We start from the raw sequence: 25,201 nt of genomic DNA, 5'->3' as shown, positions 1-25,201 counted from the left end.
TGAGATGGACTCGAATTATTTTATTTCTGTTTTTTTTTAATTACAATTTTTTTTAAAACTGAATAAAAAGCGAAAGGCTGCTTGTAATGAGCAGCCTTTTGTGTTATAATAATTTTGCTGGCGCAAAATAAATTCCAAATTTTAAACTCCAAATTCCGATGGATTGTGTTGAATCAGTCTTGAAATTTGGAATTTTAAATATTGGAATTTCTAGATTTTTATTCTTTCACAAGATAAATCCCGTCTTCTTTAATTTCAATAAGTTTTTCTTTATACAAAGCTCCGATTGCTTTCTTAAATGATTTCTTACTCATTTTCAAAACGGTTTTAATATCTTCAGGATGAGAATTGTCATTCAATCTAAGAAACCCTCTGCTAGCTCTCAGTTCGCTTAATATTTTTTCGGCATTAGGTTCTATGCTTTCAAAACCTTGAGCCTGAAGTGCTACATCAATTTTATTGTCAGGACGAATATTTTTGATATACCCACGCATTCTGTCTCCAGTTCTTATCGAATCATCATACACTTCATCTTTGTATAAAAGACCTTTATGACGTTCATTTATAATAACATTGATTCCCATATCGGTAATATGAGAAACTATCAAATCGACTTCTTCCCCTTTTTCAACTGTCAACGTATCGTTACTCAAAAATTGATTGGTTTTACTCGAAGCCACCAAACGATTCGTCTGTTTGTCCATATATAAATAAACCAAATAGCGTTTCCCTTTTTCCATTGGACGCGCCTGTTCTTTAAACGGGACCAAAATATCTTTCTCCATTCCCCAGTCCATAAATGCGCCGACATTATTGATGTAGTTTACACGTAAAAGAGCAAATTCATTCAATAAAATGTACGGAACCAGAGTAGTTGCAACTGGTCGCTGTTCGTGATCTAAGTAAACAAAAACAATTAATTCTTCGCCAATTTCAAATACTTTTGGCACATATTTATTTGGAAGCAAAACGTCATGAACTCCTTCTGGATCATTTTCTGGATCTCCTAAAAATAAACCAACTTTGGTATCACGTAATATAGTTAGCGTATTGTATTTTCCTATTTCTAGCATTTTTATAAGTTTCTAAGCAGTTGAACTGCTAAGTTTCTGAGGCGCAAAGGTACGAAGTTTGGCTCGGTACAAAGAAATTAATTTTAACAAAACTTGATTTGCAGAAAAAAAAATAGAAAATCCCTTTACAGCAGTTGTTATAAAGGGATTTTAAATTATGCCAAATGCATATTATTTGTAAACACTTTCTTTTTTAAAGTGAACTGTTAATAAATAATACACTACAGCTCTGTATTTGAGCTTATTAGATTTTCCATACTTTTCCATAACGGCATCAATTCCTTTATCTAAGTCTGGTCCATCTTTTAAACCTAACTTTTTAACTAAAAAATTGTTTTTTACCGTCTCTAATTCAGATTCTTGAGATCCTGCTACAACTGATGCATCATCATTATATATAGAAGGACCACAGCCAATGGTAACTTTAGTCAATAAATCCATATTTGGAGTTACTCCACATTTATCCTTCAAATCTGAAGCATACTTTTTAATTAATTCTTCTCTCTTGCTCATAATTATATAATTGGTGAATAATAGACCAAATGTATAATTAAGGAAATTTTAAAACAATAATTTTAACATTAATTTTCTCTCAATTTTAAATTAAGTATTTAAAATACTGTTTTAAAATGCGATCATTTTCAGTTGTTGGCGTAAAAATTTCTAGAATACATGGAACTTCATTAGAACTGTATAAAGATTCAATTCCGCTTTCTAATGATTGAATATTGTGAGCTGTTATATAGTTTAAACCATACATTTTTGCCAAATGCTCAGCAGTCAATTTATGCGAAGTTTCAAAATAGGTATTGAAAACCGGTTTTTCCTGATGGCCAGGAAGAATTCTAAAGATTCCTCCTCCTCCATTATTAATTAAAATAATCTTGAAGTTTTTAGGAATATAAGAATTCCATAAAGCATTGCTATCATAGAGAAAGCTTATGTCGCCTGTAACAAATACGGTTTGTTTTTCGTTTCCAACCGCCGCGCCAATTGCTGTAGAAGTGCTTCCGTCAATTCCGCTTGTTCCTCTATTACAAAAGACCTGAATAGAATTGTCGATATCAATTAATTGTGCATAACGAATTGCAGAACTGTTGCTTATCTGCAACACGCTGTTTTTAGGCAATGATTCGATTACTTTTTCAAAAACTTTAAAATCTGAAAATTCGATTTTACTTAAATAGTGTTTTCTTCTCTCTAATCTTGTTTGGTAAACTGTATTTACATTATTGAAATAGTTACTTTTTACAAAAGATGTTTTTGAAAGCAGGTCTTTAAAGAAATCATTAGGCTGCATCTCGAAGTGTTTTGTCAATGCTCCAAATGTATCATAAGCACGCAATGTGTCTATATGCCAATGATGTTTTGGTTTGTATTTTCGAAGAAATCCTTTTATTCTTTTTGAAACCACCATTCCACCAAAAGTAACTAATACTTCAGGGTTAAATTTCTTAAAATCAAAATCATCAAAAGGTGTAATTAAAGTATCTATTGAATTGATAAAACTTTCATGATGAAGATTTGAAGTTGTTTCTGTCAGTACAACAATGGATGGATCTGAAGCTAAATTTTCGATGATTTCTTGATCTATACTATTGGCTTCATTAACTCCTACTAAAACCAATTTTCTTTTGGCACTATTCCAAATAGAAATAAATTCGTCACTATTATCTATTTTTTTAGAATGAGCTTCTGGATTCAAAATCGTGATTTTTGGCTGTACAGAAAGCTCTTCTGTTGTCTCATAAAGCGGTTCTTCAAAAGGTGCGTTGATATGAACTGGGCCTTTTTTAAGAATTGCCGTTTCGATAGCCAAATTGATTTTAAGATCATTCTCTTCTGATGCCTCTTCGGTTAAATTAGCATTAAAAACAGAATGATTAGCAAAAACATTTTCCTGACGAATGGTTTGTCCGTCGCCAATATCAATTTTACTCTGCGGACGATCAGCTGAAATTACAATCAATGGAATCTGACTGTAAAACGCTTCTGCCAAAGCAGGATAATAATTTAGTAAAGCCGATCCTGAAGTACAAACTATAGCCGTTGGCTTTTTGGTTTGCTGTGCAATTCCTAAAGCAAAAAAAGCGGCACATCTCTCGTCTGCAATACTATAGCAGGTGAAGTTCGGGTTTTGAGCAAACCCGATGGTTAATGGTGCATTTCTAGATCCTGGAGAAATTATAATATTGACAATGCCTTTGGCAGATAAAATTTCGATAATGCTTTGTGCAAGCGCTATTTTGGGGTAAATCATTCCGGTCGTGTATTACTTTTTTAAAGAAAATCCTTCTGTTTGATTTTTCTTCATCTTGATTACAAAGTTACAAACTTCGCACTTGATTTGTATTATAATTAGGAATATATTAAGGCTCTTTCGCGAAAAAGGGAATATATTTGTAAAATCGAATAATTAATAAAAGCCTGACACAATATGCGTTTCTTACTTATACTTTTTTTATCTGTTACTTTTCAAACTATAACCTCACAGAATCAATTTGTTCCTGTTGACGTTCCGTACAAAACAGCTTTAGAAAATGCAAAAAAAGAAGAAAAACCGCTTTTTGTTATGCTTTACGCAGATTGGTGTCCGCATTGCAATTTAATGAAAGCGGAAGTTTTGAGCGATCCTGCTGTGATGGATTTTTTGAATAAAAACTTTGTTTGTACTTATAAAAACATTGAGAAAGAAGAAGGAATTGCTTTAAAAAACAAATTCAATACCAAATCGCTTCCTACATTTTTATTTCTGGACACCAATGAAACGTTGATTTACGCATTGAAAGGCGAAATGAAAAAGCCAGAGTTTCTAAATGAGTTAAACTATGCATTAAATCCAAAAATGCAATTGCCTCAATTAGAAAAACAATTTCTTGCTGATCCTAGTAATTCAGATAAATTCTTTGTTTACTTAAATACTTTAAAAAAAGGAAAAGATAGAACCGAATTATCGATACCGACACACATTTATTTGGATACGCAAACTGATAAACAATTGGTGAGTGAATTAAATTGGCGAGTGATTGCCAATGGTGTAACCGATATTAAATCTAGGGAGTTTCAATATGTTTTAAATCACCAGAAAGAATTTGCAGCTGTAGCTTCACAAAATCGAGTTGACCGTAAAATTGAAAGCATTGTAAACGAATTGCTTCGACCTTTGGTAGATAATTTAGACACCGTAAACTACTATAAACAAAGAGAAATTGCTAAATCAATAAGATTACAAAAAACAGATTCTTTGGTTTTTAAATACGATTTGACATTGGCTGAAAGAACCGAAAAATGGAATTTTTATAAAAAAGTTACATTAGAAGACACGCAGAAGTTAGTTTGGAACGACGCAAGTTTTCTAAAAGATATCGGAAATACTTATTTCAAGCATATAAAAGATAAAGAAAGTCTGAAAAAAGCGATTTTTTGGGTAAATCGTTCTCTAGAATTAAATGATTCTTATGACGGAAATTTGCTTGAAGCCAAGCTTTACAACAAAATAAATGATCGAAAGAAAGCTTTAGAATACGCCAAAAACGCCAAAGCCATAGCAAAAGAAATGGACTGGAATTCTAAAGAAGTAGACACTTTATTAGCTGAACTAAATACCAAATAACCTATAAAATTACCAATGAGCATTATTTTAAGACCAGCAACAACAAATGATTTGCAAAAGATTCTAGAGATTGTAAATCACTCTATTTTACACACTACTGCCAATTATAGTTATGAGATTCAGACTTTGGAAGTTCAGACCAAATGGTTTGAAGATAAAACGGCTAAAAATCTTCCTGTAATTGTAGCCGATTTGGATGGCGAAGTGGTTGGTTTTGGAAGTTATGGGCAGTTTAGAGAAAAGATTGGCTATCAATATACCGTCGAACATTCTGTTTACGTAGTTGATAATATAATAGGAAAAGGAATTGGTTCTAAACTTTTGACAGAATTAATCCGTTTAGCGAAAGAACAAGGCTACCATGTTATGATTGGTGCCATTGATGCTGATAATGCTGGAAGCATTGCTTTCCATGAAAAATTCGGATTTGTCGCTACAGGAACGATTCGAGAAGTAGGCTACAAATTTGATCATTGGTTAGATTTGGTTTTTATGCAACTTATTTTGGTTTAACCGCAAAGCACGCTAAGAATTACGCAAAGTTCGCAAAGTATTTAAAAACTTTGTTCCTTTGCCTCTTTGTGCCTTTGAACCTAAAAAAAAAGACTCAAATTTGAATTCCAAATTTGAGTCTTTTTTTTTTAGGTTAGCTTTTAATCCAATTGATAACTTCTGGTTCTGTTACTAGAGTTTTTGGTTTAATTACTTTTACCAATTCTCCTTTCTCGTTGATTAAGTATTTCTGAAAATTCCATTCCACTTCAGAATCCTGTAAACCGTTTCTTGATTTTTCAGTTAAGAATTTATAGACATCACACATATCGCTTCCTTTTACTGAAACTTTGCTCATCATTGGGAAAGAAACTCCATAATTTTGCTGGCAGAATGTTTCGATTTCTTTATTTGTTCCTGGCTCCTGAGATGCGAAGTTATTTGCAGGGAAACCAACAATCACAAATCCTTTATCTTTATATTGTTTATAAACTGCTTCTAAATCTTTATACTGAGGCGTTAAACCGCATTTTGAAGCCGTGTTGACAATCATGATTTTTTTGCCTTTTAAAGACGCAAAGTCAAAAGTGTCTCCTGATAAATCTTCTACTTTAAATTGGTAGATTGTTTCTTTTGCCATGGTTTTATCCTTTTTAGATAATTTGTTATTACTGGTTTGAGCATTTAATCCTGTTGCAGATAAAACTGCTGCTCCAAATAGCATAAAAAGTATTTTTTTCATCTTTTAATTTTTTATAAAATTAGCTAAAATCCATTTCACAAAAACTATTTTAGGCCTTTAATTTTTGCTAATCAAAAGTTAAATAACAAAATGAAGCCTAACGTTAATCAGACGTTAGGCTTCCCCCCATACAAACAAATCAAACCATGAATTAATTATTATGCAATCTTTTATAAATTATAGTTGATGACTCGGTTATGTCGAAAATCGTTTATCCCCCATATGTCAAACGTCTCTTAAAAATCTTAAAATGGCTTGTATCGATGTAAAATTAAATCCTAAATAGCCGAGACATATTAAAAAATCTTCGGTTGGAAGTCCGAGCACATCAACTATACAGTATTTATATTTTGTTATTTTTCATACTCAAATTTGGCTCAGCCATAAATTTTGGAATCACATACATTTACGCGAATACGCAAGGCATCTTTTACAAAGTCTTTTTCAGTAAATATGGTCAGTGATAAAACTGTTGTTAAGCCCACTATTAATATTTTAACTATTATTTTGCTATCCATAAGTCCTTAGTAATGTTCTAACAACAGTTTATTTCAAATTTTATGACTGTAACAAGGTCTTTCTCATGTTATTAAAATCATTTACGTAATTGGATTTATTTTGGTTTTAAAAAAAGTGAGAAAAAATTCATTTTTTTTCTAAACCCTTTATTTTCCTAGGTTTTGGACTACAAAAAAAAATCAAAAAAATCAAAAAAAAATAATTTACCTTTATAACAGTTAGCGAATAAACTTTAACTTTTAATGTTTAAACTTTAAATTCCAAATCTATGAGTCAAGAAGAACTGTTAGTTTTAATTTACCAAAAAGACGAAAAAGCTTTTACACATTTGTATGATATGTATTCAAAAAGCTTGTTTTCAGTCATTCATGTGCTAATCAAGAATCGCGAAGAGGCAGAAGATGTACTTCAGGATGTTTTTGTCAAAATTTGGAAAAACATAGATTCTTATAATGAAAGTAAAGGACGATTTTATACCTGGATTCTTAATATCGCTCGAAATACCTCGATCGATAAACTTCGTTCTAAAGATTTTAATAACAGCCAAAAAAACCTTTCATCAGATAATTTCGTAAATCTTTTAGATGAGAGCAATAAATTGAGTCATAAACTGGATGCAATTGGAATTCAAGAATTTGTAAAAAAACTAAAACCAAAATGTATCGAAATAATCAATTTATTGTTTTTTAAAGGATATACCCAGCAAGAAGCTTCAGAAGAATTGGCAATGCCACTGGGAACTATAAAAACGCAAAACAGAAACTGTATTAACGATTTACGTAATTATTTGAAAATATAATGGAAGCACAAGAATATATAGAATCAGGAATTTTAGAGCTGTATGTTTATGGCTTATTAAGTGAAAAAGAGAATCTTGAAATTGCTGAACTGGCAAAAAAGAATCCTGAAGTAGATCAGGAGATTATTTCTATAGAAAAAGCTGTAATAGCGCTTTCTTCGAGTTTTTCTCCATTTCATTCTGTAGAAAATTTCGAAAAAATTAAAGCTCGTCTTGAACTTAAACACGGAAAAGTAGTCGACATGAAACCTGCTTCAAACTGGTCTCAATATGTGGGCTGGGCTGCAGCAGTATTATTATTGCTAGGTTTAGGATATCAGACTTTAGAATTGACTAAAACAAAAGAAGCTATCTCTACTGTTGGAAATGAAAAGAATAAAATTGAGCGTGAATATGCTTTTTTAAACCAGCAGAATAAACAGACCGAGAAAAACTTAAGCATTGTAAGAGATATTAAAAACACTGGAGTAACACTCGGCGGTCAGGCAGTATCGCCAAAATCTTATGCAAAAGTATATTGGAATAAGGAAACCAAAACCACGTATATCGATGCGGCAGGATTACCTACTCCGCCAAAGGGAATGGTTTATCAGGTTTGGTCTTTAAAATTAAGTCCTGTTCTTACACCAACAAGTATTGGTTTGCTGGATAATTTTGAGGGAAATTCTCAGAAAATCTTTGCTGTCAGCCAAACCGACTCAGCAGAAGCTTTCGGAATTACTTTGGAACCAGCAGGTGGAAGTTTGACTCCAACAATGGAACAGCTTTATACTTTAGGGAAAGTTTAAAATTTAATCTTTCATAAAAAGCTAAAACGCATATTCAGTGTAATATGCGTTTTTTTATTACTTTTAATTTACCAAAAACCAATTTATGAATGCAAACTTACTTTTGAGAATCGCTATGGCGATTATTCTTCTCACCCATTCCATTTTTGGAATGTTTAATAATGGCATCAATGATTTTGGCAATCTCTTTCTAAATCAAATTGGTTTTGCTCCTTACGGCGTATTTCTTGCTTGGAGCATTAAATTATCTCATGTTTTCGCCGCAATACTATTATTAGCCAACAAATACATTAAACTTGCTGGTTTAGTTACCATTTTCGTTTTTGTAATAGGCATTATTTTAGTGCATTTTCAAGAAGGTTGGTTTGTGGTAGGCGGCGGACGAAATGGTGTTGAGTATAATTTTCTGCTGATAATAGTTTTATTGGCAATCATGTATCCTAACGGCATCATAAAAAAACAACAAAAGTAAATCATAAACCAAATATCGAGCTTAAATGGAAATAATGTGTAAAAATTGCCATCAGGTCTTTAGGGGGCATTATTGTAATAATTGCGGACAGTCTGCAGAAACGCATAAAATAAATGTGCATTTTTTATGGCATGATATCCAGCATGGTTTATTGCATTTTGACAAAGGAATTTTGTATTCTTTAAAACAATTGTTTACCAGACCAGGCCATTCTGTTCGTGAATTTATAGAAGGAAAAAGAGTCCGTCATTTTAAGCCTTTATCTTTGGTCGTAGTTCTTGCTACGCTTTATGGACTTTTGTATCATTATTTTCATATTGACACCTTTGATCATGTACAGGCTCCTATAGATTCAAATTTTTTAAATGAGTGGTTTGCTACACATTTTTCGTGGGTAACAGTGGGATCTATTCCTATTTATACTATTGGCACTTATCTCGTTTTTAAAAATCAGGGATATAATTTTGTCGAACTATTTGTGCTCAATACTTTTAAAGCTGCTCAGAGAATTTCTGTACAGCTACTAACAATACCTGCCATGATTTTTCTAAATCATACTTCTCATATGCAGCAATATACTTATACAATGTATATTATCGGCATTGTTTTGATCTTTTGGACGAACATTCAGTTTTTTAACAAAATGTCTAAAACAAAAGCATTTTTCTTATCTATACTAAGCCACCTGATCTTTTTGGTTTGCTTTTTTATAATCATGATTATTATACTTCTTCTCTTTGGAAACTTTAAAACTTAGCATAAAAAAAACGGCTCAACATCATGTTGAGCCGTTTTATGAATTAATAATTATTTCAAATTATCTATTTCTTCACTTTTTTTGTTTTATAGTATTTTCTATACTTTGGATACGTAACAGCCCCAATTATAGTAATTGTAATCAAGCAGTAATAAATCCAGCTTAATGAATGTGCTTCACCACTTGCATAAGAGTGCAAACCTACTAAGTGGAAGTTTACTCCATAATAGGTAAACAAGATAGAAACAAAAGCATACATACTCATTAAGTTAAAGAACCATTTTCCTCTTAAAGCAGGAACAAAACGAGCGTGAATTACAAAAGCATAAACCATAATCGAGATTAAAGCCCAAGTTTCTTTTGGATCCCATCCCCAGTAGCGTCCCCAGCTTTCATTGGCCCATTGTCCGCCTAAGAAGTTTCCAATCGTCAACATGATAAGACCGATTGTTAAAGACATTTCGTTGATATAAGTGATCTCTTTAATGTTTAGTTCCATTCTTGCTTTGTTTTTCTCAGTTGTAAACAAAATCAACAATAGCGATACGAAACCTAAAATCATTCCTAATGCAGTTGGACCATAACTACCTACAATAACCGCAACGTGAATCATTAACCAATATGAATTAAGAACTGGTTGCAAGTTTGCAATTTCTGGGTCAATCCAGTTCAAGTATGCCGCCATCAAAATCATAGCAGTAACGAAAGCAGATGAAGCAACTGTCAATTTTGATTTTCTGTCAAAAGCCAATCCGAAGAACATCGTTGACCAAGATACATATACAATAGATTCATAAGCATTACTCCAAGGAGCATGCCCAGAAATATACCAGCGTGCTATTAATCCTAATGTATGAAGCACAAATAATAATCCAATAATAATATGGAAGCCATTTATTGTAATACGAAGCCATTTTTTCTCAAAGAAAATATTGACAATAATAAAAATGAACATAAAACTTGCAGCTGTAATATACCAATACGGTAATTTTTGAAAAACGTCGTATTTGTTATAAGCAATCTCTGCATCAATCTTTTGCTCGCTTGGTCTTACTTTGGCTCCAAATTTCTTTTGAAAGCCATTAATGCTTTCTACTAAATTATCGGCTGTATCAAAATTTTTCTCAATAGAGCCGTTATTTAAAGCGCTAAAATATAAAGGTAGAATTTGTTTCACATAAGTAGAATCCATGCCTTTAAATCCTGCATTATCACGTTCTAAATAAGAAACCCATTTGTTTCCAGGATCATTTGGAACAGGAAATATTTTTAAAATACGACCACTCAAAGCAGACTCCATTAAGTTTACTTTTTTGTCTGTTTCAACAAAATCTTTTTCGAAACTATTTGGATTTGCCGCTTTGTAAGCAGCATCTAAATACGGTGATAATTTATAATTTCCTTGTTCGTCAAAGAATTTTACAAACGGAGCGTATTTATCTTTTGAATCGATACCAATAATTTTACGGATACTGTCATTCTTTGTATTAATATAAATAATAGGAACCTGAATCCAAACCTGAGCGTATTGCGTCATTGATAAAAACACCTGATCAGAATTCATTCCGTTATACTTATCATCATGGCTCACTTTACGAAGCAATTCAGATGAAAACGTATTGATGGGCTTCATTCTACCGCCAGCATCCTGAATAATCAGACGGCCGAATTTTGCAGCGTGAGCTTCTGGAGCTTTATAGATATTTAATAATGAATCAAGTTGCTTCTTACTTGGCGGTGCCGTAACATGATTCGCGTGATCGTTTGGATCTGCAGAATGTGCGTGATCATGAGTATGATCGTGTGAATGAACATGAGGCGTTTGCTGTGCAAAACCATTTAATCCGATCAATAAAACTAAAATCGTAATTAGTTTTTCTTTTTTCTTTTTAACAGCTTCAAGTTTACGTTTCAAATCACCAAAACGAGAATGCTTAGTAAACATAATAGCCATTAAGCCAATATATAATAGATAGTAACCAAAATATGTAATATTTGTTCCCCAGAAATCATGGTTTACAGATAAGACAGTTCCTTTTTCATCTGGATCAAATGAAGACTGGAAGAAACGGAATCCTTTATAATCTAGAACGTGGTTCATAAAAATATCTGCATCAAAAGTTTCTGTAGAATCCTGAACAGTTACTTTACTTTTGTATGAAGAATAGCTTTTTTCTGTTCCAGGGTATTTCTCAGCAATAAAGTCATTCAAACGAATTTTAAATGGCAAAACATAAGCTTTGCTTCCAAAAAATAAAGAATATTCGATATTGCCAATTTTAACTGTTTTAGCTTCTCCAACTTGTCCCTTATTTCCAAAAAGCATTACTTCTTTTTCTTGTCCTTCTGCTTTTACTTTTACAACCAAAGCATCTCTATGAGATTTTGCTTTAAAATCGTTATTAGATTCATAGTCTACTTTTCCTTTCAATGGAGGTTCTGGAAATACAATTCTAATGTCTCCAATGCTATATAATGAACGCATCATTAAAGGCTGTACATTATCTTTTGTAACTTTTCCTTTAAGCTGATCTGCCATTCGCATAAATTCACCTTCAAAAGGAGTCTGAATAGTATACTCTTTTCCTGTTGTATTAATATTGATTGCACCGTCTGTCTGCTTATTTAAAGCAAATAAAACGTTGTGAATATTCTGAACTTCACCTTCTTTAAGGTAATGTTCTTCACGTCCGCCAGCACCAGCTTCAACTAATTTAAGATATAAAGTTCCGTTTGGATCTGGTTTAACCACTTCTTTCGCTCCCATGATGTAGTTAGAATAGCTAACTTCAAAAGGAGTTTCATCAAATTTTCCAGAAATGCTAAAATCGTTATTGGTTACAGGAGAAAGTATAAGGCTTTTTTCAAAAACTCTTCTTTTCATTTCGCCTTTATATTCACCGTCAGCAAAAATGGTTAGAAAAGTTTTATCTGAATAAACTTGGTTTTCTGCCGCGCCTTCGCGAATTGGCATCATTCCTTCATAACTGATATAACGAGTAATAAAAGCTCCTAAAAGGATAAAAATAAATGCAAGGTGCAATAATAGCGTAGCCCATTTTTCTTTTTTATGCAGTTGATATCTTTTGATGTTTCCGAAAAAATTGATCATAAAGATGACCATAATTGCTTCAAACCACCATGTGTTGTAAATTAATATTCTGGCTGTATCAGTATTGTATTTACTTTCGATAAAAGTTCCAATACCCATTGCAATTGCAAATGTTAAAAAAAGAACGGCCATTAAACGTGTAGAAAACAAAAAAGAGAATATTTTTTTATCCATTTCTTAGGAGATTACATTGTATAAAAGTGCGACAAAAGTACTTAAAAATGTTGATTAGCAGGCTTTGCCTTTTGTTAATAAAAACCAAAAATAAGGACTATTTTTTAAACGAATTGACAATATAGGAAGTTTAAACTTACAAAATCAGTATGCGTTTTTTGATTCGTTCTTTTTATTCAAATTGTCTTAGAATTCTAACAAAAAACAAAAGGCAATAAAAACTTCAAAAATGCATTATCAGTAACCAATAGACTCTTGATTAAAAAAAATAATACTAATTTTGCTTTCATGATTCAGATAACAATAATCGGTTCCGGCAATGTTGCGCAGCATTTGATAAAGGCTTTTTCTGCCAGCAAAATTGTTGAAATTAAAGAGGTTTTTTCACGGAAGAAAGAAGCCTTACTTCATTTAATTGATTCTGAAAAGATTGTAACTGATTTTGCAGCATTAGAACCTGCTGATTTACACATTATTTCAGTTTCAGACAATGCGATTTCAGAAGTTTCAGACCAGCTTCCTTTTAATAATCAACTTGTGGTTCATACTTCTGGAACATCTTCTATTGAGTTATTAAATCCTAAAAATCGACGGGGTGTTTTTTATCCGCTTCAAACCTTTTCTAAAAATAAAGAAATCGATTATTCTGTAGTTCCCTTTTGCTTAGAAGCAGAAAACACAGCCGATTTTAAACTTTTGGAAACTATTGCAAAAAGCGTTTCAACTGCAGTTTATTCAATCAGTTCAGAACAGCGAAAAGCGCTTCACGTAGCAGCTGTATTTGTGAGCAATTTTACGAATCATTTGTACCAGATGGGACAGGAAATCTGTGAAGAAAATCAACTTCCTTTTGCTGTTTTAAGACCATTAATTCAAGAAACTGCTGATAAAATCAACACACTCGATCCTATTGATGCCCAAACAGGGCCAGCAATACGCCATGATTCTAACACAATCGAAGCGCATCTGGCTTTTTTACAAGACGAAAACAAAAAAAACATCTATAAAATCCTAACACAATCTATACAGCATAATGGCAAAAAGTTATAAAGAATTAATGAATGACATCACAACGTTTGTTTTTGATGTAGACGGCGTACTTACAGACAGTTCTGTTTTTGTAACCAATGAAGGTGAAATGCTAAGAACAATGAATATTCGCGATGGATTTGCAATGAAAGCGGCAATCGAAAGCGGTTATCATGTTTGCATTATTTCTGGAGGAAGCAATGAAGGCGTACGAATTCGTCTTCGCAATTTAGGCGTTACAGACATTCATTTAGGAACTCCAGATAAAGTAAAAACTTTTACAGCCTATACTGAAACTCATAATATAAAACCTGAAAATGTGTTATATATGGGAGATGATATTCCTGATTTTCATGTCATGAAATTGGTTGGACTACCGACATGTCCTCAAGATGCAAGTCCAGAAATAAAAAAAATCTGCCGATATATTTCGCACGTAAAAGGTGGACGCGGTGCTGCCAGAGATGTTATCGAACAAGTAATGAAAGTGCAAGGAAAATGGATGGAGTACTTTAACGGTAAGCACGATTAAAGTTTTCAGTCGCAGTCGCAGTTTGCAGTTACATTAAAAAAACTTAGCCCCTTAGCTCCTTAGTATCTCAGAACCTTAAAAAAAATGAAATTCCTCAAACTCATTCGTTATAAAAACCTTTTAATGCTTGCTTTTATGCAGCTCTTATTCCGTTATGCCTTTTTAAAACAGCAGGAAGTTCCGCTGGCATTGGCTGACTGGCAATACGGATTATTAGTTTTAAGCACTGTATTATTGGCTGCGGCCGGATATGTTATCAATAATATTTATGATGTTGGAACTGATAGCATCAACAAACCAAATGATGTTGTAGTTGGAAAAGGAATTACGGAAACAGTCGCTTATAATATTTATATTGGTTTAAATATTTCTGGGGTTGCAATCGGTTTTATTCTATCGAATATTATTATGAGACCGACTTTCGCATCGCTTTTTATTTTAATTGCATCACTTTTATATTTTTATGCCACAACGCTGAAACAGATCATGGTTTTGGGCAATTTTGTTGTAGCATTACTTTTGGCGGTTAGCGTGCTAATTATTGGCGTTTTTGATCTTTTTCCAGCTACTACAAGCGAAAATCAAGCACAAATGGCTAGCCTTTTTTCTATTCTAACCGATTATGCCATATTTGCTTTTATGATCAATTTTATTCGTGAAATTGTAAAAGATATAGAAGATGTAAATGGCGATTACAATATGGGTATGAATACTTTACCAGTTGCAATTGGAGTTAGTCGAGCAGCGAAAATAGCTTTAGGTTTTGCGATTATTGCCTTCATTTTATCAGGGCTTTACTGCAATACTTATTTTATGCAAAATAAGCTTTATATAGCGGTATTTTATGCTTTTGCGACAGTTTTGGCACCTTTGCTTTATTTTATTGTCAAAATATTCACTGCAAAATCTCAAAAAGATTTTCATCATTTAAGCAGCATTTTAAAACTTATTTTGTTCTTCGGAATTTTATCAATCTTAGTTATCGCTTTAAATATCAAATACAATGCTTAAAGAAAAATTAAAAAAATATAAAATTATCTTAGCTTCAGGTTCTCCAAGAAGACAGCAGTTTTTTAAGGATTTAGATCTTGATTTTGAAATTCGTTTAAAAGACGTTGAAGAAATCTATCCTCCGGAATTAAAAGCAGTAGAAATCACAGATTATCTTGCCGAATTAAAGGCAAATGCTTTTGAGGGCGAACTGGCAGCAAATGAAATTTTAATTACAAGCGATACGATTGTATGGCATCAGAACAAAGCTTTAGGAAAACCAAAAAGTGCTGAAGAAGCTTTCGCTATGATTAAATCGATGTCCAATACCACACATGACGTAATTACTTCTGTTTGTTTTAAGACGGCAGACTCCTCTACTCTTTTGCATGATATTACTAAAGTAACCTTCAACGATTTATCAGATGAAGCTATTTTATATTATATCGAAAACTACAAACCTTATGATAAAGCTGGCGCGTATGGGATACAGGAATGGTTTGGTTTTATGGCAGTTGCAAAAGTTGAAGGCTCATATACCAATGTTATGGGACTTCCAACAGCCAAAGTTTATGAATTTTTGACTACATTAGTGTAAAAAACCAATTATGTTTTCCTTTAAAGAGTATAGCCGAGAAATAATAGCCACCATCATTCTTATTGGGGTTTTGATTGTGTTACGTATGGTAATCGCTAAACTGATAAGACGTTTTGCAGCTACAAGCCAATTATTTGAACATCGCACCAATTTAGTTATTAAGTATATTAATATTTTAATGAATATATTGGTTGTAACCACTTTAATTGTAATTTGGGGAGTTCAAACAGAAGATATTTTTATTACAATTTCTTCTATTGCAACCGTTATTGGTGTGGCTATGTTTGCTCAGTGGTCTATTTTGAGCAATATTACTTCTGGAATGGTTTTATTCTTTTCTTTTCCTTTCAGAATTGGAGATACCATTAAAATACACGATAAGGATTTCCCCATAGAAGCTGAAATTGAAGATATTAATACCTTTCATGTAAGCTTAAAAACAAAAGAGGGCGAAAAAATTATTTTCCCTAATAATTTATTGCTTCAAAAAGGAATTTCAATAATTCCTGCGAAGTACGAAGAACGCGAGTTTTTTGATTAAGTTTTGATGGGAATTTTATAACGGGCAGTCAAAAAGCTGGAACAGAAAAAGACAAATAAAATGTAATATTTGTTTAATACATTCAGCTAAATAAAAATAAAAATGACTCGGCCCATAACATTACCATTTTATGCAAAACTTTCTTTTATTCTGGTTACCTTAATTTGTTTTGCATTCATTTTTTGCATCGGAAAAGATATTCTCACTCCTATTTTAATGGCATTTTTGTTTGCCGTTTTACTGCTTCCGATTTTTACTTTTCTAAACACAAAATTCAAGTTTCCAAGACATTTGGCGGCAATAGTCTGTCTAATTATTTTTATATCTGTCATTGTCGGAATTTTGGTTTTCATCTCTTACCAAGTAACTTATATGGCAAATGATTTTCATACCATAAAAAAAAATGCAAATTCTTTTATTCTTGAAATTCATAAATTTATAAGAGAAAATTTCCAGGTAAGCATAGGAGAACAGAAAAAATATCTGGATTCGGTTACAAAAGACTCCGTTAAAAATGGTCAGGCAAAACTGGGTTCTTTTATAGTTTCTATGAGCGATGTCCTTTTAGACAGCACAATTATGGTTGTGTACACCTTTCTATTTTTGATTTACAAAGAACACTTCAAACTGTTTTTTGCCAAATTAATCAAACAGGAAAATCACGCTGTTTTGCAAGATATTTTATCTCAAATAAAAGTTTCAATCAACAATTATATCGTAAGTCTAATTATAGAAATGATCGTTGTTTCTGTTCTAACCAGTTTAGGTTTGTGGATTATTGGCATCAAATACTTCGTCCTTCTCGGATTAATTACAGGAATTTTAAATTTGATTCCGTACATCGGAATCACAATTGCAGGAATCATTACGGTTTTGGCATCGTTGACAGGATCTGGAGAAACATCTGTAATTCTTGGAATTCTGATTGTAAACATTATTGTGCAGTTTATTGATAATAATCTTCTTGTTCCTTTAATTATCAATTCTAAAGTAGAAATAAACGCTTTTGTTTCTATTATGGGAATTATCGTTGGAGGCGCTGCTGCCGGAATTGCCGGAATGTTTTTAGCGATTCCACTTCTTGCTATTCTCAAGATTATTTTTGACCGAATTGAATCCCTTTCTGCTTGGGGATATTTGATGGGAAATCACGTTCCGAGAAAATTCGTCTGGAGAAAAAGAAAAATCACAACAGAAAATTAAAATAAAGCGTTATGCTAGCATAGCATTTATTAATTCCTTATATTCATAAAGCTTAAACCTATTAGAAGAGAACTACCGAATGTTTTTAAATAACAAAATACTGTTTTTTATTTTGCTTTGCTTTTTTTTACAAAGTGGACATGCCCAGGTAGATAAAAATAAAAAAGAGCCAAAAAAAGACAAAGACACTACGGAAATCTATACAAAAATTAGAAATTATTCTAAAAAAAATAAGTTTACGCAGACGATGCATAAATTATTTTTTAGATCTAAAAAGCCAAAGAAAAAAGATGAACTGCTTGTTCCTTTAGATTCTACAAACTACGAAGGGAAAATTATTCGAAAAATCAATATTATCACTTTAGATCCTTTCGGCTATTCGGTTGCTGATACTAATCAAATACCTAAAAACTGGGGAGAACGAATGGGTAACCGCCTCCACTTAAAAACCAAAAAAATTGCCATTCAAAATTTATTGCTTTTTAAGAAAAACACACCTTATAATACCTATAAAATTCTAGAGAGTGAACGTTTAATTCGTGCTCAACGTTACGTAACAGCAGTTAGAATTTCTAACCAAAGCGTTGGAAAAGCATCAGATTCTGTTGATGTTACGATTCGAGTTCTAGATTCTTGGAGCACGATTCCGAGGTTCTCTATTTCCAGCAATCAGGTTTCGGTTGGATTTAAGGAAAAAGATTTTTTTGGCACAGGACAACAGCTAGAATACCGTTTCACCAACCGTTTTGATGACGGCCAAAATGGTAATGAAGTGACGTACACAGTTCCGAATATTAAAAATACTTATATTGGAACGGTTCTCCATTACAATATGGATTTAGACAATAATTATATTAAAAGCATAGATATAGAGCGAGACTTTTACTCTCCTCTGACGAAATGGGCCGGCGGTTTTTACATGGACGAAAGTTTTAGAAAAGATACGCTTCAAGCTCCTGATTCTACATTTGCTTATCAGCCAAAAAAATATACTTCGCAAGATGTTTGGGTTGGGCATGCTTTTAAAATGTTTGAGGACAGTAACAAAGCGATAACAAATCTTGTCACCACTGCACGTTTTTTAAATGTCAACTATAGCGAATCGCCTTCAGACCTTTATGACCCAAATCATTTTTATTCTTCTGAAAAATTAATTCTCAGCGGAATTGGGTTGAACACGAGAAAATTTATCAAAGACAGTTATATTTTCAGAAACGGACAGACAGAAGACGTTCCGATTGGACGAATTTATGGCGTAACTTTCGGCTATCAGTACAAGAATACTTTCTGGCGGCCTTATGTTGGGGCTCAATTTTCTTTTGGAAATTATTACCGTTTAGGTTTTCTGAGTATGAATTTTGAAGCAGGAACATTTTTTCATCAGTCCAAAACCTATCAGACCTCATTTTTGTTTGAGTCCAATTATTTTACAAAATTATACAGAATTGGAAATTGGAAAATTAGACAATTCGTAAATCCGAAAGTTGTCATTGGTATAAATAGAGATGATATTATTGGAGATCAACTAAATATAAATGAACAAAATGGACTTGCCGGATTTAACAGTTATTTGTACGGAACCAGCAAAGCCGTTTTATCGCTTCAAACTCAGACCTATTCTCCGCATGCTTTATTAGGATTCCGTTTAAACCCATTTTTCAATTATTCAATTGCAGTATTGGGAAGTCCAGAAATGGCAATGACTAAAAGCAAGTCTTATTCTAAACTTACTGTGGGGTTATTAATTAGTAATGACTACTTAGTTTTCAGTTCATTCCAGCTTTCACTGTCTTACTATCCAAGTATTCCGCAACAAGGAGACAATGTTTTCAAAACAAATACTTTTGAAACAACCGATTTTGGGCTTCAAAGTTTTGAACTTGCAAAGCCTAGAGTTGTCGATTACAGATAATTTTTTTTATTTTTTTATTTTTTTAGATTTTTCAAAATATCAAAAAAACTATTGTAAATCAATATCTTAAAACTATTTTTAGTGATAACCTATTCGACGAAATGCATTTTTATCCGATAAAATACATCTGTTTGTTTTTTTTGGCACAGTATATGAATATCCCTATTCAAGATTAACATTTAAAAAAAACAAAAAAGATGAAAACGATAAAATTAGCAATCGCCGGATTATTTCTAATGGTTGCAAACGCCACACAAGCCCAAGTATCAGTAAATGTAAATATAGGTACTCCACCAGCTTGGGGACCAGTAGGATATTCAGAAATGGAATATTATTATCTTCCAGATATTGAAGCTTACTACGATGTTCGTGCTGCTCAATTTATCTATTTCGGAGGAGGAAGATGGGTAAGAACAACTTACTTGCCAAGACAATATAGAAATTACGACTTGTATGGAGGTTATAAAGTTGTTTTAACAGATTATCATGGCAGAACTCCTTATGTATACTTTGACCGTCATAAAGTAAAATACTATAGAGGTTACCATGGAGCGCCACAAAGACCATACAAACCAAGACCTGTATATGGCTATGATGACAGAAGAGATTACAAACGTTATGACAAACACTACGATAAACACCATGGAAGACATGACCGTCACGATCACGATGATGATCACGACCATGGCCACGGACACGGAAGAAGATAACTGCTAAATTATTAGTAATTAATACAAGAGAGTATCATTTTTTTGATACTCTCTTTTTTTTATAGCATTTTAGTCTAGATGTTATTTTAAAAAAAAGCGTCTAAGAAACCAATTTTTTATTTTTCCGAATTAAAGAAAGGTATAATTATTGAGCGTTAACAATTCATTTAAATAATCTTACATAAAATAATTACTATTTTTGAAATAATTTCAAAAAAACATCTAACACTCACCATGCGAAAAATACAGGTTCAGATCCTTCTTTTATTTTTTATCGGTTTTCAGGTTTCATTTGCACAACAGCCACAAAAACCAAATTCGGTTGAAATTTACAATCAAATCAAAAAGCTAAACTTTTTAGGTTCTGTATTGTATGTTGCCGCACATCCTGACGATGAAAATACTAGAATGATTTCGTATTTAGCCAATGAAATGAACGCCAGAACAGGTTATTTATCATTGACCCGCGGTGATGGAGGACAAAACTTAATCGGACCTCAATTACGTGAATTGCTTGGTGTTATTAGAACTCAAGAATTGATTGAAGCCAGAAAAATTGACGGCGGAGAACAGTTTTTCTCTAGAGCGAATGACTTTGGCTTTTCTAAAAATCCAGACGAAACTTTAGATATTTGGGACAAAGATAAAGTCCTTGCCGATGTAGTTTGGACAATCAGAAAATTCCAACCAGATATTATCATCAATCGTTTTGACCATCGCTCTCCAGGTACAACGCACGGGCATCATACTTCGTCTGCAATGCTGAGCGTTGAAAGTTTCAAATTGACAAATGATCCTAAAATTTATCCTGAACAGCTAAAATATATTGCTCCTTGGCAGGTAAAGAGACAGTTCTTTAATCCATCTTGGTGGTTTTACGGAAGCCAGGAAAAATTTGATGCTGCTAACAAATCTAAATTCACAAAGCTAGAAACTGGTGTCTACTATACTGGAATTGGAAAATCGAATCAAGAAATTGCTGCTTTAAGCCGAAGCCGCCATCAATCGCAAGGTTTTGGTAGCACAGGGGTTCGTGGTGAAGAAACAGAATATTTAGAACTTATAAATGGTGAAACTCCAAAAGAGCGTGATAATTTATTTGATGGAATTGACACAAGTTGGAACCGTGTTAAAAACGGAAAACCAATTGGAGACTTAATTTCTTCAATTATTTCAAAATACGATTTCAGCAATCCTTCTGCAAGTATTCCAGATTTAGTTAAAGCTTATGCCATGATTCAAGCTTTAGACGATACACATTGGAAAGAAATTAAATCGGCAGCCATTAAAAACATTATTGCATCTTGTTCTGGTTTATATCTTGAAGCTGTTGCCAATGAACAAGAAGCAACTCCAGGAAGTACTATTAAACTAACACTTGAAGCGATTAACAGATGCGCAGTTGGAATGCAGTTAGTTAGCGTAACAACTCTTCCAGATAATAAGACAACAGTTCAAAATATCGTTTTAAAAAACAATAACGATCAGAAAATCAATTTGCAGTTACAGCTTTCAAACAATATTGAATACACTCAGCCTTATTGGCTTAAAGAAAAAGCAACAGTCGGAATGTATACCGTTTCGAATCAAGAAAATATTGGTATTCCTGATATTATACGAGACACAAAAGTAGTTTTTAATGTAAAAATCAACGATGTTGAAATTCCATTTGAACGTACTGTTGTGTATAAATACAATGATGGCGTAAAAGGCGAAATGTATAATTTCCTTGACATTGTTCCAGAAGTGACTACTTCTATCCCAGAAAGAGTTTTGATTTTTGGAAACACCAAAAGCAAAATGGTTCCAGTAAAAATTCGCGCTGGAAAAGACGACGTAAAAGGAAATCTGCAGTTAGAATTGCCAAAAAGCTGGAATGTTTCTCCAAAAGAAATTCCGTTTGCTTTAGACAAAAAAGGCACAGAACAAATCTTTTATTTTGAAGTAACACCTCCAGTTAATCCTGAAGAAGTTACGGCAAAAAGTGTTGCCATTGTTGACAATAAACGTTTTGATAAAGACCAAACCATTATTGATTTTCCTCATATTACCAAGCAAATGGTTCTAAAACCAGCGGAATCAAAATGCATTAGAATTGATTTGAAAATTTCTGGAGATGCCATTGCTTATATCATGGGTGCGGGCGACGAAGTGCCTGAAAGTTTAACCCAAATGGGATACAAAGTTTCTATTTTAAAACCAGAAGAAATTACGCCTCAAAAGCTAGATTCTTTCAACACTGTAATTACAGGAGTTCGTGCCTACAATACGGTAAATGCTTTGGCAAACAAACAAAATATACTTTTCAATTTTGTCAAGAGCGGTAAAAACATGATCGTACAGTACAATACAAATGGCAAACTGGTTACTGATAAAATTGCACCATATCCGTTAAAACTGTCAAACGATCGCGTAACAGAAGAAAATGCTAAAATTACATTCTTAGCGCCAAATCATCCTGTTTTAAATACACCAAATAAAATATCTGAAAAAGATTTTCAAGGCTGGACACAAGAACAAGGTTTATATTATCCAAACGAATACGATCCTGCCTTCACTCCTATTATTTCATCGCATGACAAAGGAGAATCTGCAAAAGACGGAGCTTTACTTGTAGCGCCGTATGGAAAAGGATACTATATTTACACCGGTTTGAGTTTCTTTAGAGAATTACCAGAAGGTGTTTCTGGAGCATATCGATTACTATCGAATATTATTTCTCTCAAACAGCCCATTGAAGCTCCAAAACAAGATTTAAAGCAATAAAATATGGAAGCTAAAAAAACAAAAAAATGGAAAAAAAGCTACACTTATGTATTGGTAGTTAATGCGATCTACATAGCTATTTTTCTTTTAATCATGCAATTATACTCATAACCTATGCAGCTATTTGACTGGATCGTACTTATTGTAACCTTATTATTTATTGTTGGATACGGCTCTTGGAAAACCCGAGGCAGTAAAAACGTAGAAGATTTCATTTTAGGAAATAACGAAACGCCTTGGTACACTGTAGGACTTTCTGTAATGGCTACACAAGCCAGTGCGATTACCTTCTTGTCTACGCCTGGACAAGCTTATCACGACGGAATGGGGTTTGTACAGTTCTATTTTGGATTGCCAATTGCTATGATTGTCATTTGTTTGACTTTTATTCCACTTTACCATAAAAGCAAAGTCTTTACGGCTTACGAATTTTTAGAAAGAAGATTTGATGTTAAAACACGTTCGCTTGCAGCAATTTTGTTTTTGGTTCAAAGAGGATTAGGAACAGGATTAACTATTTATGCTCCAGCCATTATTTTGTCTGCTCTTTTAGGATGGAACTTGACTGTAATGAATATTATCATTGGAGTTATGGTAATTATTTATACTTTTTCTGGCGGTACAAAAGCGGTAAACGTAACTCAAAAACAGCAGATGTTTGTTATTATGTCTGGAATGTTTATTACATTTTTCTTAATTCTGCACTATCTTCCAAACGATATGACTTTTAACAGCGCGCTACACATCGCTGGTGCAAATGACAAAATGAATATTGTAGATTTTTCTTTTGATCCCGAAGAAAAATATACCTTTTGGAGCGGTATCACAGGTGGTTTCTTTCTGGCCCTCGCCTATTTTGGCACAGACCAATCACAAGTGGGACGTTATTTATCAGGGAAATCGGTTCGTGAAAGTCAAATGGGATTAATTATGAATGGATTGCTTAAAGTACCAATGCAGTTCTTTATTCTTTTGACAGGAGTTATGGTTTTTGTTTTCTTCCAATTCAATCCCGTGCCCTTAAATTTTAATCCGAATAATAAAATAGCAATTGAGAAGTCTCCTTACAAACAAGAATATCATGTCTTAGAAGAAAAATTGGTAAAACTTTCAGAAGATAAAAAAGTGATAAACTTACTGTATATCGATCAGCTAAACCAAGATTACGACAATCCAATTTTGCGTAAAGAATTGGTTGCCTTATCTAACAAAGAAAAAGATCTACGCGATAAAGCCAAAGAAATCATTTCGAGAGCCGACAGCAATTCTGAAACGAATGATAAAGATTATGTATTCTTCCACTTCATTCTGCATTATTTGCCAAAAGGTCTTATCGGATTGCTATTGGCCGTTATTCTATCGGCAGCCATGTCTTCTACCGCTTCTGGTTTGACAGCTTTGGCTTCTACGACTGCAATTGACATTTACAAACGAAATCAGAAAGAAGAAAAATCGGAGAAACATTATTTGCATGTGACTAAATTTTTCACTCTTTTCTGGGGAATTGTAGCGATACTTTTTGCTTGTGTGGGAACTTTATTTGAAAACTTAATTCAGCTTGTAAATATTATTGGCTCTATCTTCTACGGAACCGTTTTAGGTATCTTCCTTGTCGCTTTCTATACCAAGAAAGTTCAAGCAAAACCAATGTTTATTAGTGCTATCATTAGTCAGCTTACTATTTTTGTAATCTACTATTTTATGGTTTACAACCAAGAAAAATTGGGTTATTTATGGCTTAATTTTATTGGAGCAATCTTGACGATTGTCTTGGCTTTATTGCTTCAATTTTTATTCTTCAAAGGAAACTCGAATGAAAATGAATTAATAGTTGAATAAAATTATGATCGGAAAACTGCTGTTATTAGTATCATTTTTTTCATTCTCTTATGTAGAAAGTCAAAATAATGATGATTCTAATGTAGTTGAAGACAATTCCATTTCTACTCAATTGTACACTAAATGTTTCGAGAATTTAAATCAGGGAAATGAAATATTCATAAAATATCCTGAAATTAATAAATCAATGTTTTGCTCTTTAATTACTTGTTCATTTCTTTTGTCATATAAGGAAACTGATTTACAAATAGCTGGAGAGCAAAGACTAATAGGTATCGCTACTCAATTATTTAAAGAAGGAAATCCAGTTTATTTGGTTAGTGGTTTAGATAGTTCTTTTGAAACTAAAAAGAAAAACGAAAGTATAGACGATGACAACCATATAGTATACATTAGCTACGCTGAATGTACTAGTCCTACATTTTTATCTAAAGCAGCAGATATTGTAAACAAACAGACTCTTTCATTAATTAAAAAAGAGTGTCGCAAATAAAACTACTGACCTAGCCCTGATGGTAGCGGCATCCTTTTGTGGCGGGG

At 32.9% G+C, this 25,201-nt stretch carries 22 protein-coding genes; 17 read left to right on the top strand and 5 right to left on the bottom strand.

Annotated features, from left to right (window positions below):
• Nucleotides 1–218: 218 nt before the first annotated feature.
• The 3 genes from GR162_RS05165 to menD all read right to left on the bottom strand — a co-directional run bounded on the left by GR162_RS05165 (nucleotide 219) and on the right by menD (nucleotide 3,333).
• The gene (locus tag GR162_RS05165; protein ID WP_160781252.1) at nucleotides 219–1,073 is read right to left on the bottom strand and encodes a S1 RNA-binding domain-containing protein; all 855 of its coding nucleotides are present in this window, start codon (nucleotides 1,071–1,073) and stop codon (nucleotides 219–221) included.
• Between the two features lie 171 nt (nucleotides 1,074–1,244).
• A complete protein-coding gene (locus tag GR162_RS05160; protein ID WP_160781251.1) occupies nucleotides 1,245–1,586 on the bottom strand; it encodes a DUF2853 family protein in 342 nt (113 codons plus the stop codon).
• Between the two features lie 85 nt (nucleotides 1,587–1,671).
• Nucleotides 1,672–3,333 carry a 2-succinyl-5-enolpyruvyl-6-hydroxy-3-cyclohexene-1-carboxylic-acid synthase gene (gene menD, locus GR162_RS05155; protein ID WP_160781250.1) on the bottom strand — a complete coding sequence of 554 codons (1,662 nt, stop codon included), beginning with the start codon at nucleotides 3,331–3,333 and terminating at the stop codon, nucleotides 1,672–1,674.
• A gap of 177 nt (nucleotides 3,334–3,510) precedes the next feature.
• On the opposite strand from menD, the gene GR162_RS05150 reads away from it, so the two are divergent.
• Entirely contained in the window at nucleotides 3,511–4,686 is a 1,176-nt protein-coding gene (locus GR162_RS05150) for a thioredoxin fold domain-containing protein (RefSeq protein ID WP_160781249.1), read from the top strand.
• Nucleotides 4,687–4,701: 15 nt separating this feature from the next.
• Entirely contained in the window at nucleotides 4,702–5,199 is a 498-nt protein-coding gene (locus GR162_RS05145; protein ID WP_160781248.1) for a GNAT family N-acetyltransferase, read from the top strand.
• 133 nt (nucleotides 5,200–5,332) lie between these two features.
• Here the strand turns inward: GR162_RS05145 and GR162_RS05140 are convergent, their stop codons facing one another.
• The gene (locus tag GR162_RS05140; RefSeq protein ID WP_066034595.1) at nucleotides 5,333–5,920 is read right to left on the bottom strand and encodes a glutathione peroxidase; all 588 of its coding nucleotides are present in this window, start codon (nucleotides 5,918–5,920) and stop codon (nucleotides 5,333–5,335) included.
• 787 nt (nucleotides 5,921–6,707) lie between these two features.
• On the opposite strand from GR162_RS05140, the gene GR162_RS05135 reads away from it, so the two are divergent.
• The 4 genes from GR162_RS05135 (at nucleotide 6,708) to GR162_RS05120 (ending at nucleotide 9,255) form a co-directional block, all read left to right on the top strand.
• Nucleotides 6,708–7,238, top strand: a complete 531-nt coding sequence (locus GR162_RS05135) for an RNA polymerase sigma factor (protein ID WP_008468949.1) — start codon at nucleotides 6,708–6,710, stop codon at nucleotides 7,236–7,238.
• The gene (locus GR162_RS05130; RefSeq protein WP_119791062.1) at nucleotides 7,238–8,026 is read left to right on the top strand and encodes an anti-sigma factor domain-containing protein; all 789 of its coding nucleotides are present in this window, start codon (nucleotides 7,238–7,240) and stop codon (nucleotides 8,024–8,026) included. The genes GR162_RS05135 and GR162_RS05130 overlap by 1 nt, the downstream gene beginning before the upstream one ends.
• An 85-nt stretch (nucleotides 8,027–8,111) precedes the next feature.
• Nucleotides 8,112–8,498, top strand: coding sequence for a DoxX family protein (locus GR162_RS05125; RefSeq protein WP_160781247.1), 387 nt, complete (start codon nucleotides 8,112–8,114; stop codon nucleotides 8,496–8,498).
• Between the two features lie 25 nt (nucleotides 8,499–8,523).
• Nucleotides 8,524–9,255, top strand: a complete 732-nt coding sequence (locus GR162_RS05120) for a DUF3667 domain-containing protein (RefSeq protein WP_160781246.1) — start codon at nucleotides 8,524–8,526, stop codon at nucleotides 9,253–9,255.
• A 64-nt stretch (nucleotides 9,256–9,319) separates the two neighbouring features.
• Here GR162_RS05120 and ccsA read toward each other — a convergent pair whose 3' ends face one another.
• Nucleotides 9,320–12,541 (bottom strand): cytochrome c biogenesis protein CcsA, encoded by a 3,222-nt coding sequence (ccsA, locus tag GR162_RS05115; RefSeq protein WP_160781245.1) that lies wholly within the window; start codon nucleotides 12,539–12,541, stop codon nucleotides 9,320–9,322.
• A gap of 288 nt (nucleotides 12,542–12,829) precedes the next feature.
• Here ccsA and GR162_RS05110 point away from each other — a divergent pair, with 288 nt between their 5' ends.
• The 11 genes from GR162_RS05110 (at nucleotide 12,830) to GR162_RS05060 (ending at nucleotide 25,154) form a co-directional block, all read left to right on the top strand.
• Complete coding sequence (locus GR162_RS05110) at nucleotides 12,830–13,591, top strand: Rossmann-like and DUF2520 domain-containing protein (protein ID WP_160781244.1); 762 nt, start codon at nucleotides 12,830–12,832, stop codon at nucleotides 13,589–13,591.
• Complete coding sequence (locus GR162_RS05105) at nucleotides 13,575–14,102, top strand: HAD family hydrolase (protein WP_008468944.1); 528 nt, start codon at nucleotides 13,575–13,577, stop codon at nucleotides 14,100–14,102. Before GR162_RS05110 ends, GR162_RS05105 begins: the two co-directional genes overlap by 17 nt.
• Nucleotides 14,103–14,186: 84 nt before the next feature.
• On the top strand, nucleotides 14,187–15,113 hold the full coding sequence (locus tag GR162_RS05100) for a geranylgeranylglycerol-phosphate geranylgeranyltransferase (protein ID WP_160781243.1): 927 nt from the start codon (nucleotides 14,187–14,189) through the stop codon (nucleotides 15,111–15,113).
• Nucleotides 15,106–15,690, top strand: coding sequence for a Maf-like protein (locus tag GR162_RS05095; protein ID WP_160781242.1), 585 nt, complete (start codon nucleotides 15,106–15,108; stop codon nucleotides 15,688–15,690). The genes GR162_RS05100 and GR162_RS05095 overlap by 8 nt, the downstream gene beginning before the upstream one ends.
• A gap of 10 nt (nucleotides 15,691–15,700) precedes the next feature.
• Nucleotides 15,701–16,231 (top strand): mechanosensitive ion channel domain-containing protein, encoded by a 531-nt coding sequence (locus tag GR162_RS05090; protein ID WP_160781241.1) that lies wholly within the window; start codon nucleotides 15,701–15,703, stop codon nucleotides 16,229–16,231.
• Nucleotides 16,232–16,333: 102 nt separating this feature from the next.
• A complete protein-coding gene (locus GR162_RS05085; RefSeq protein ID WP_160781240.1) occupies nucleotides 16,334–17,434 on the top strand; it encodes an AI-2E family transporter in 1,101 nt (366 codons plus the stop codon).
• A 247-nt stretch (nucleotides 17,435–17,681) separates the two neighbouring features.
• On the top strand, nucleotides 17,682–19,346 hold the full coding sequence (locus GR162_RS05080; protein WP_370516230.1) for a hypothetical protein: 1,665 nt from the start codon (nucleotides 17,682–17,684) through the stop codon (nucleotides 19,344–19,346).
• 197 nt (nucleotides 19,347–19,543) lie between these two features.
• Nucleotides 19,544–20,056 carry a hypothetical protein gene (locus tag GR162_RS05075; protein ID WP_160781238.1) on the top strand — a complete coding sequence of 171 codons (513 nt, stop codon included), beginning with the start codon at nucleotides 19,544–19,546 and terminating at the stop codon, nucleotides 20,054–20,056.
• Between the two features lie 234 nt (nucleotides 20,057–20,290).
• Nucleotides 20,291–22,822, top strand: coding sequence for a PIG-L family deacetylase (locus GR162_RS05070; protein ID WP_160781237.1), 2,532 nt, complete (start codon nucleotides 20,291–20,293; stop codon nucleotides 22,820–22,822).
• A 114-nt stretch (nucleotides 22,823–22,936) separates the two neighbouring features.
• Entirely contained in the window at nucleotides 22,937–24,661 is a 1,725-nt protein-coding gene (locus GR162_RS05065; RefSeq protein ID WP_160781236.1) for a sodium:solute symporter, read from the top strand.
• A gap of 4 nt (nucleotides 24,662–24,665) precedes the next feature.
• Entirely contained in the window at nucleotides 24,666–25,154 is a 489-nt protein-coding gene (locus GR162_RS05060; protein WP_160781235.1) for a hypothetical protein, read from the top strand.
• Nucleotides 25,155–25,201: the final 47 nt, after the last annotated feature.

Source organism: Flavobacterium sp. HBTb2-11-1 (genome assembly GCF_009826975.1).
Lineage (GTDB): Bacteria > Bacteroidota > Bacteroidia > Flavobacteriales > Flavobacteriaceae > Flavobacterium.
Note: the sequence above shows the minus strand (reverse complement) of the source record. Positions and strands in the feature narration are given on the sequence as shown.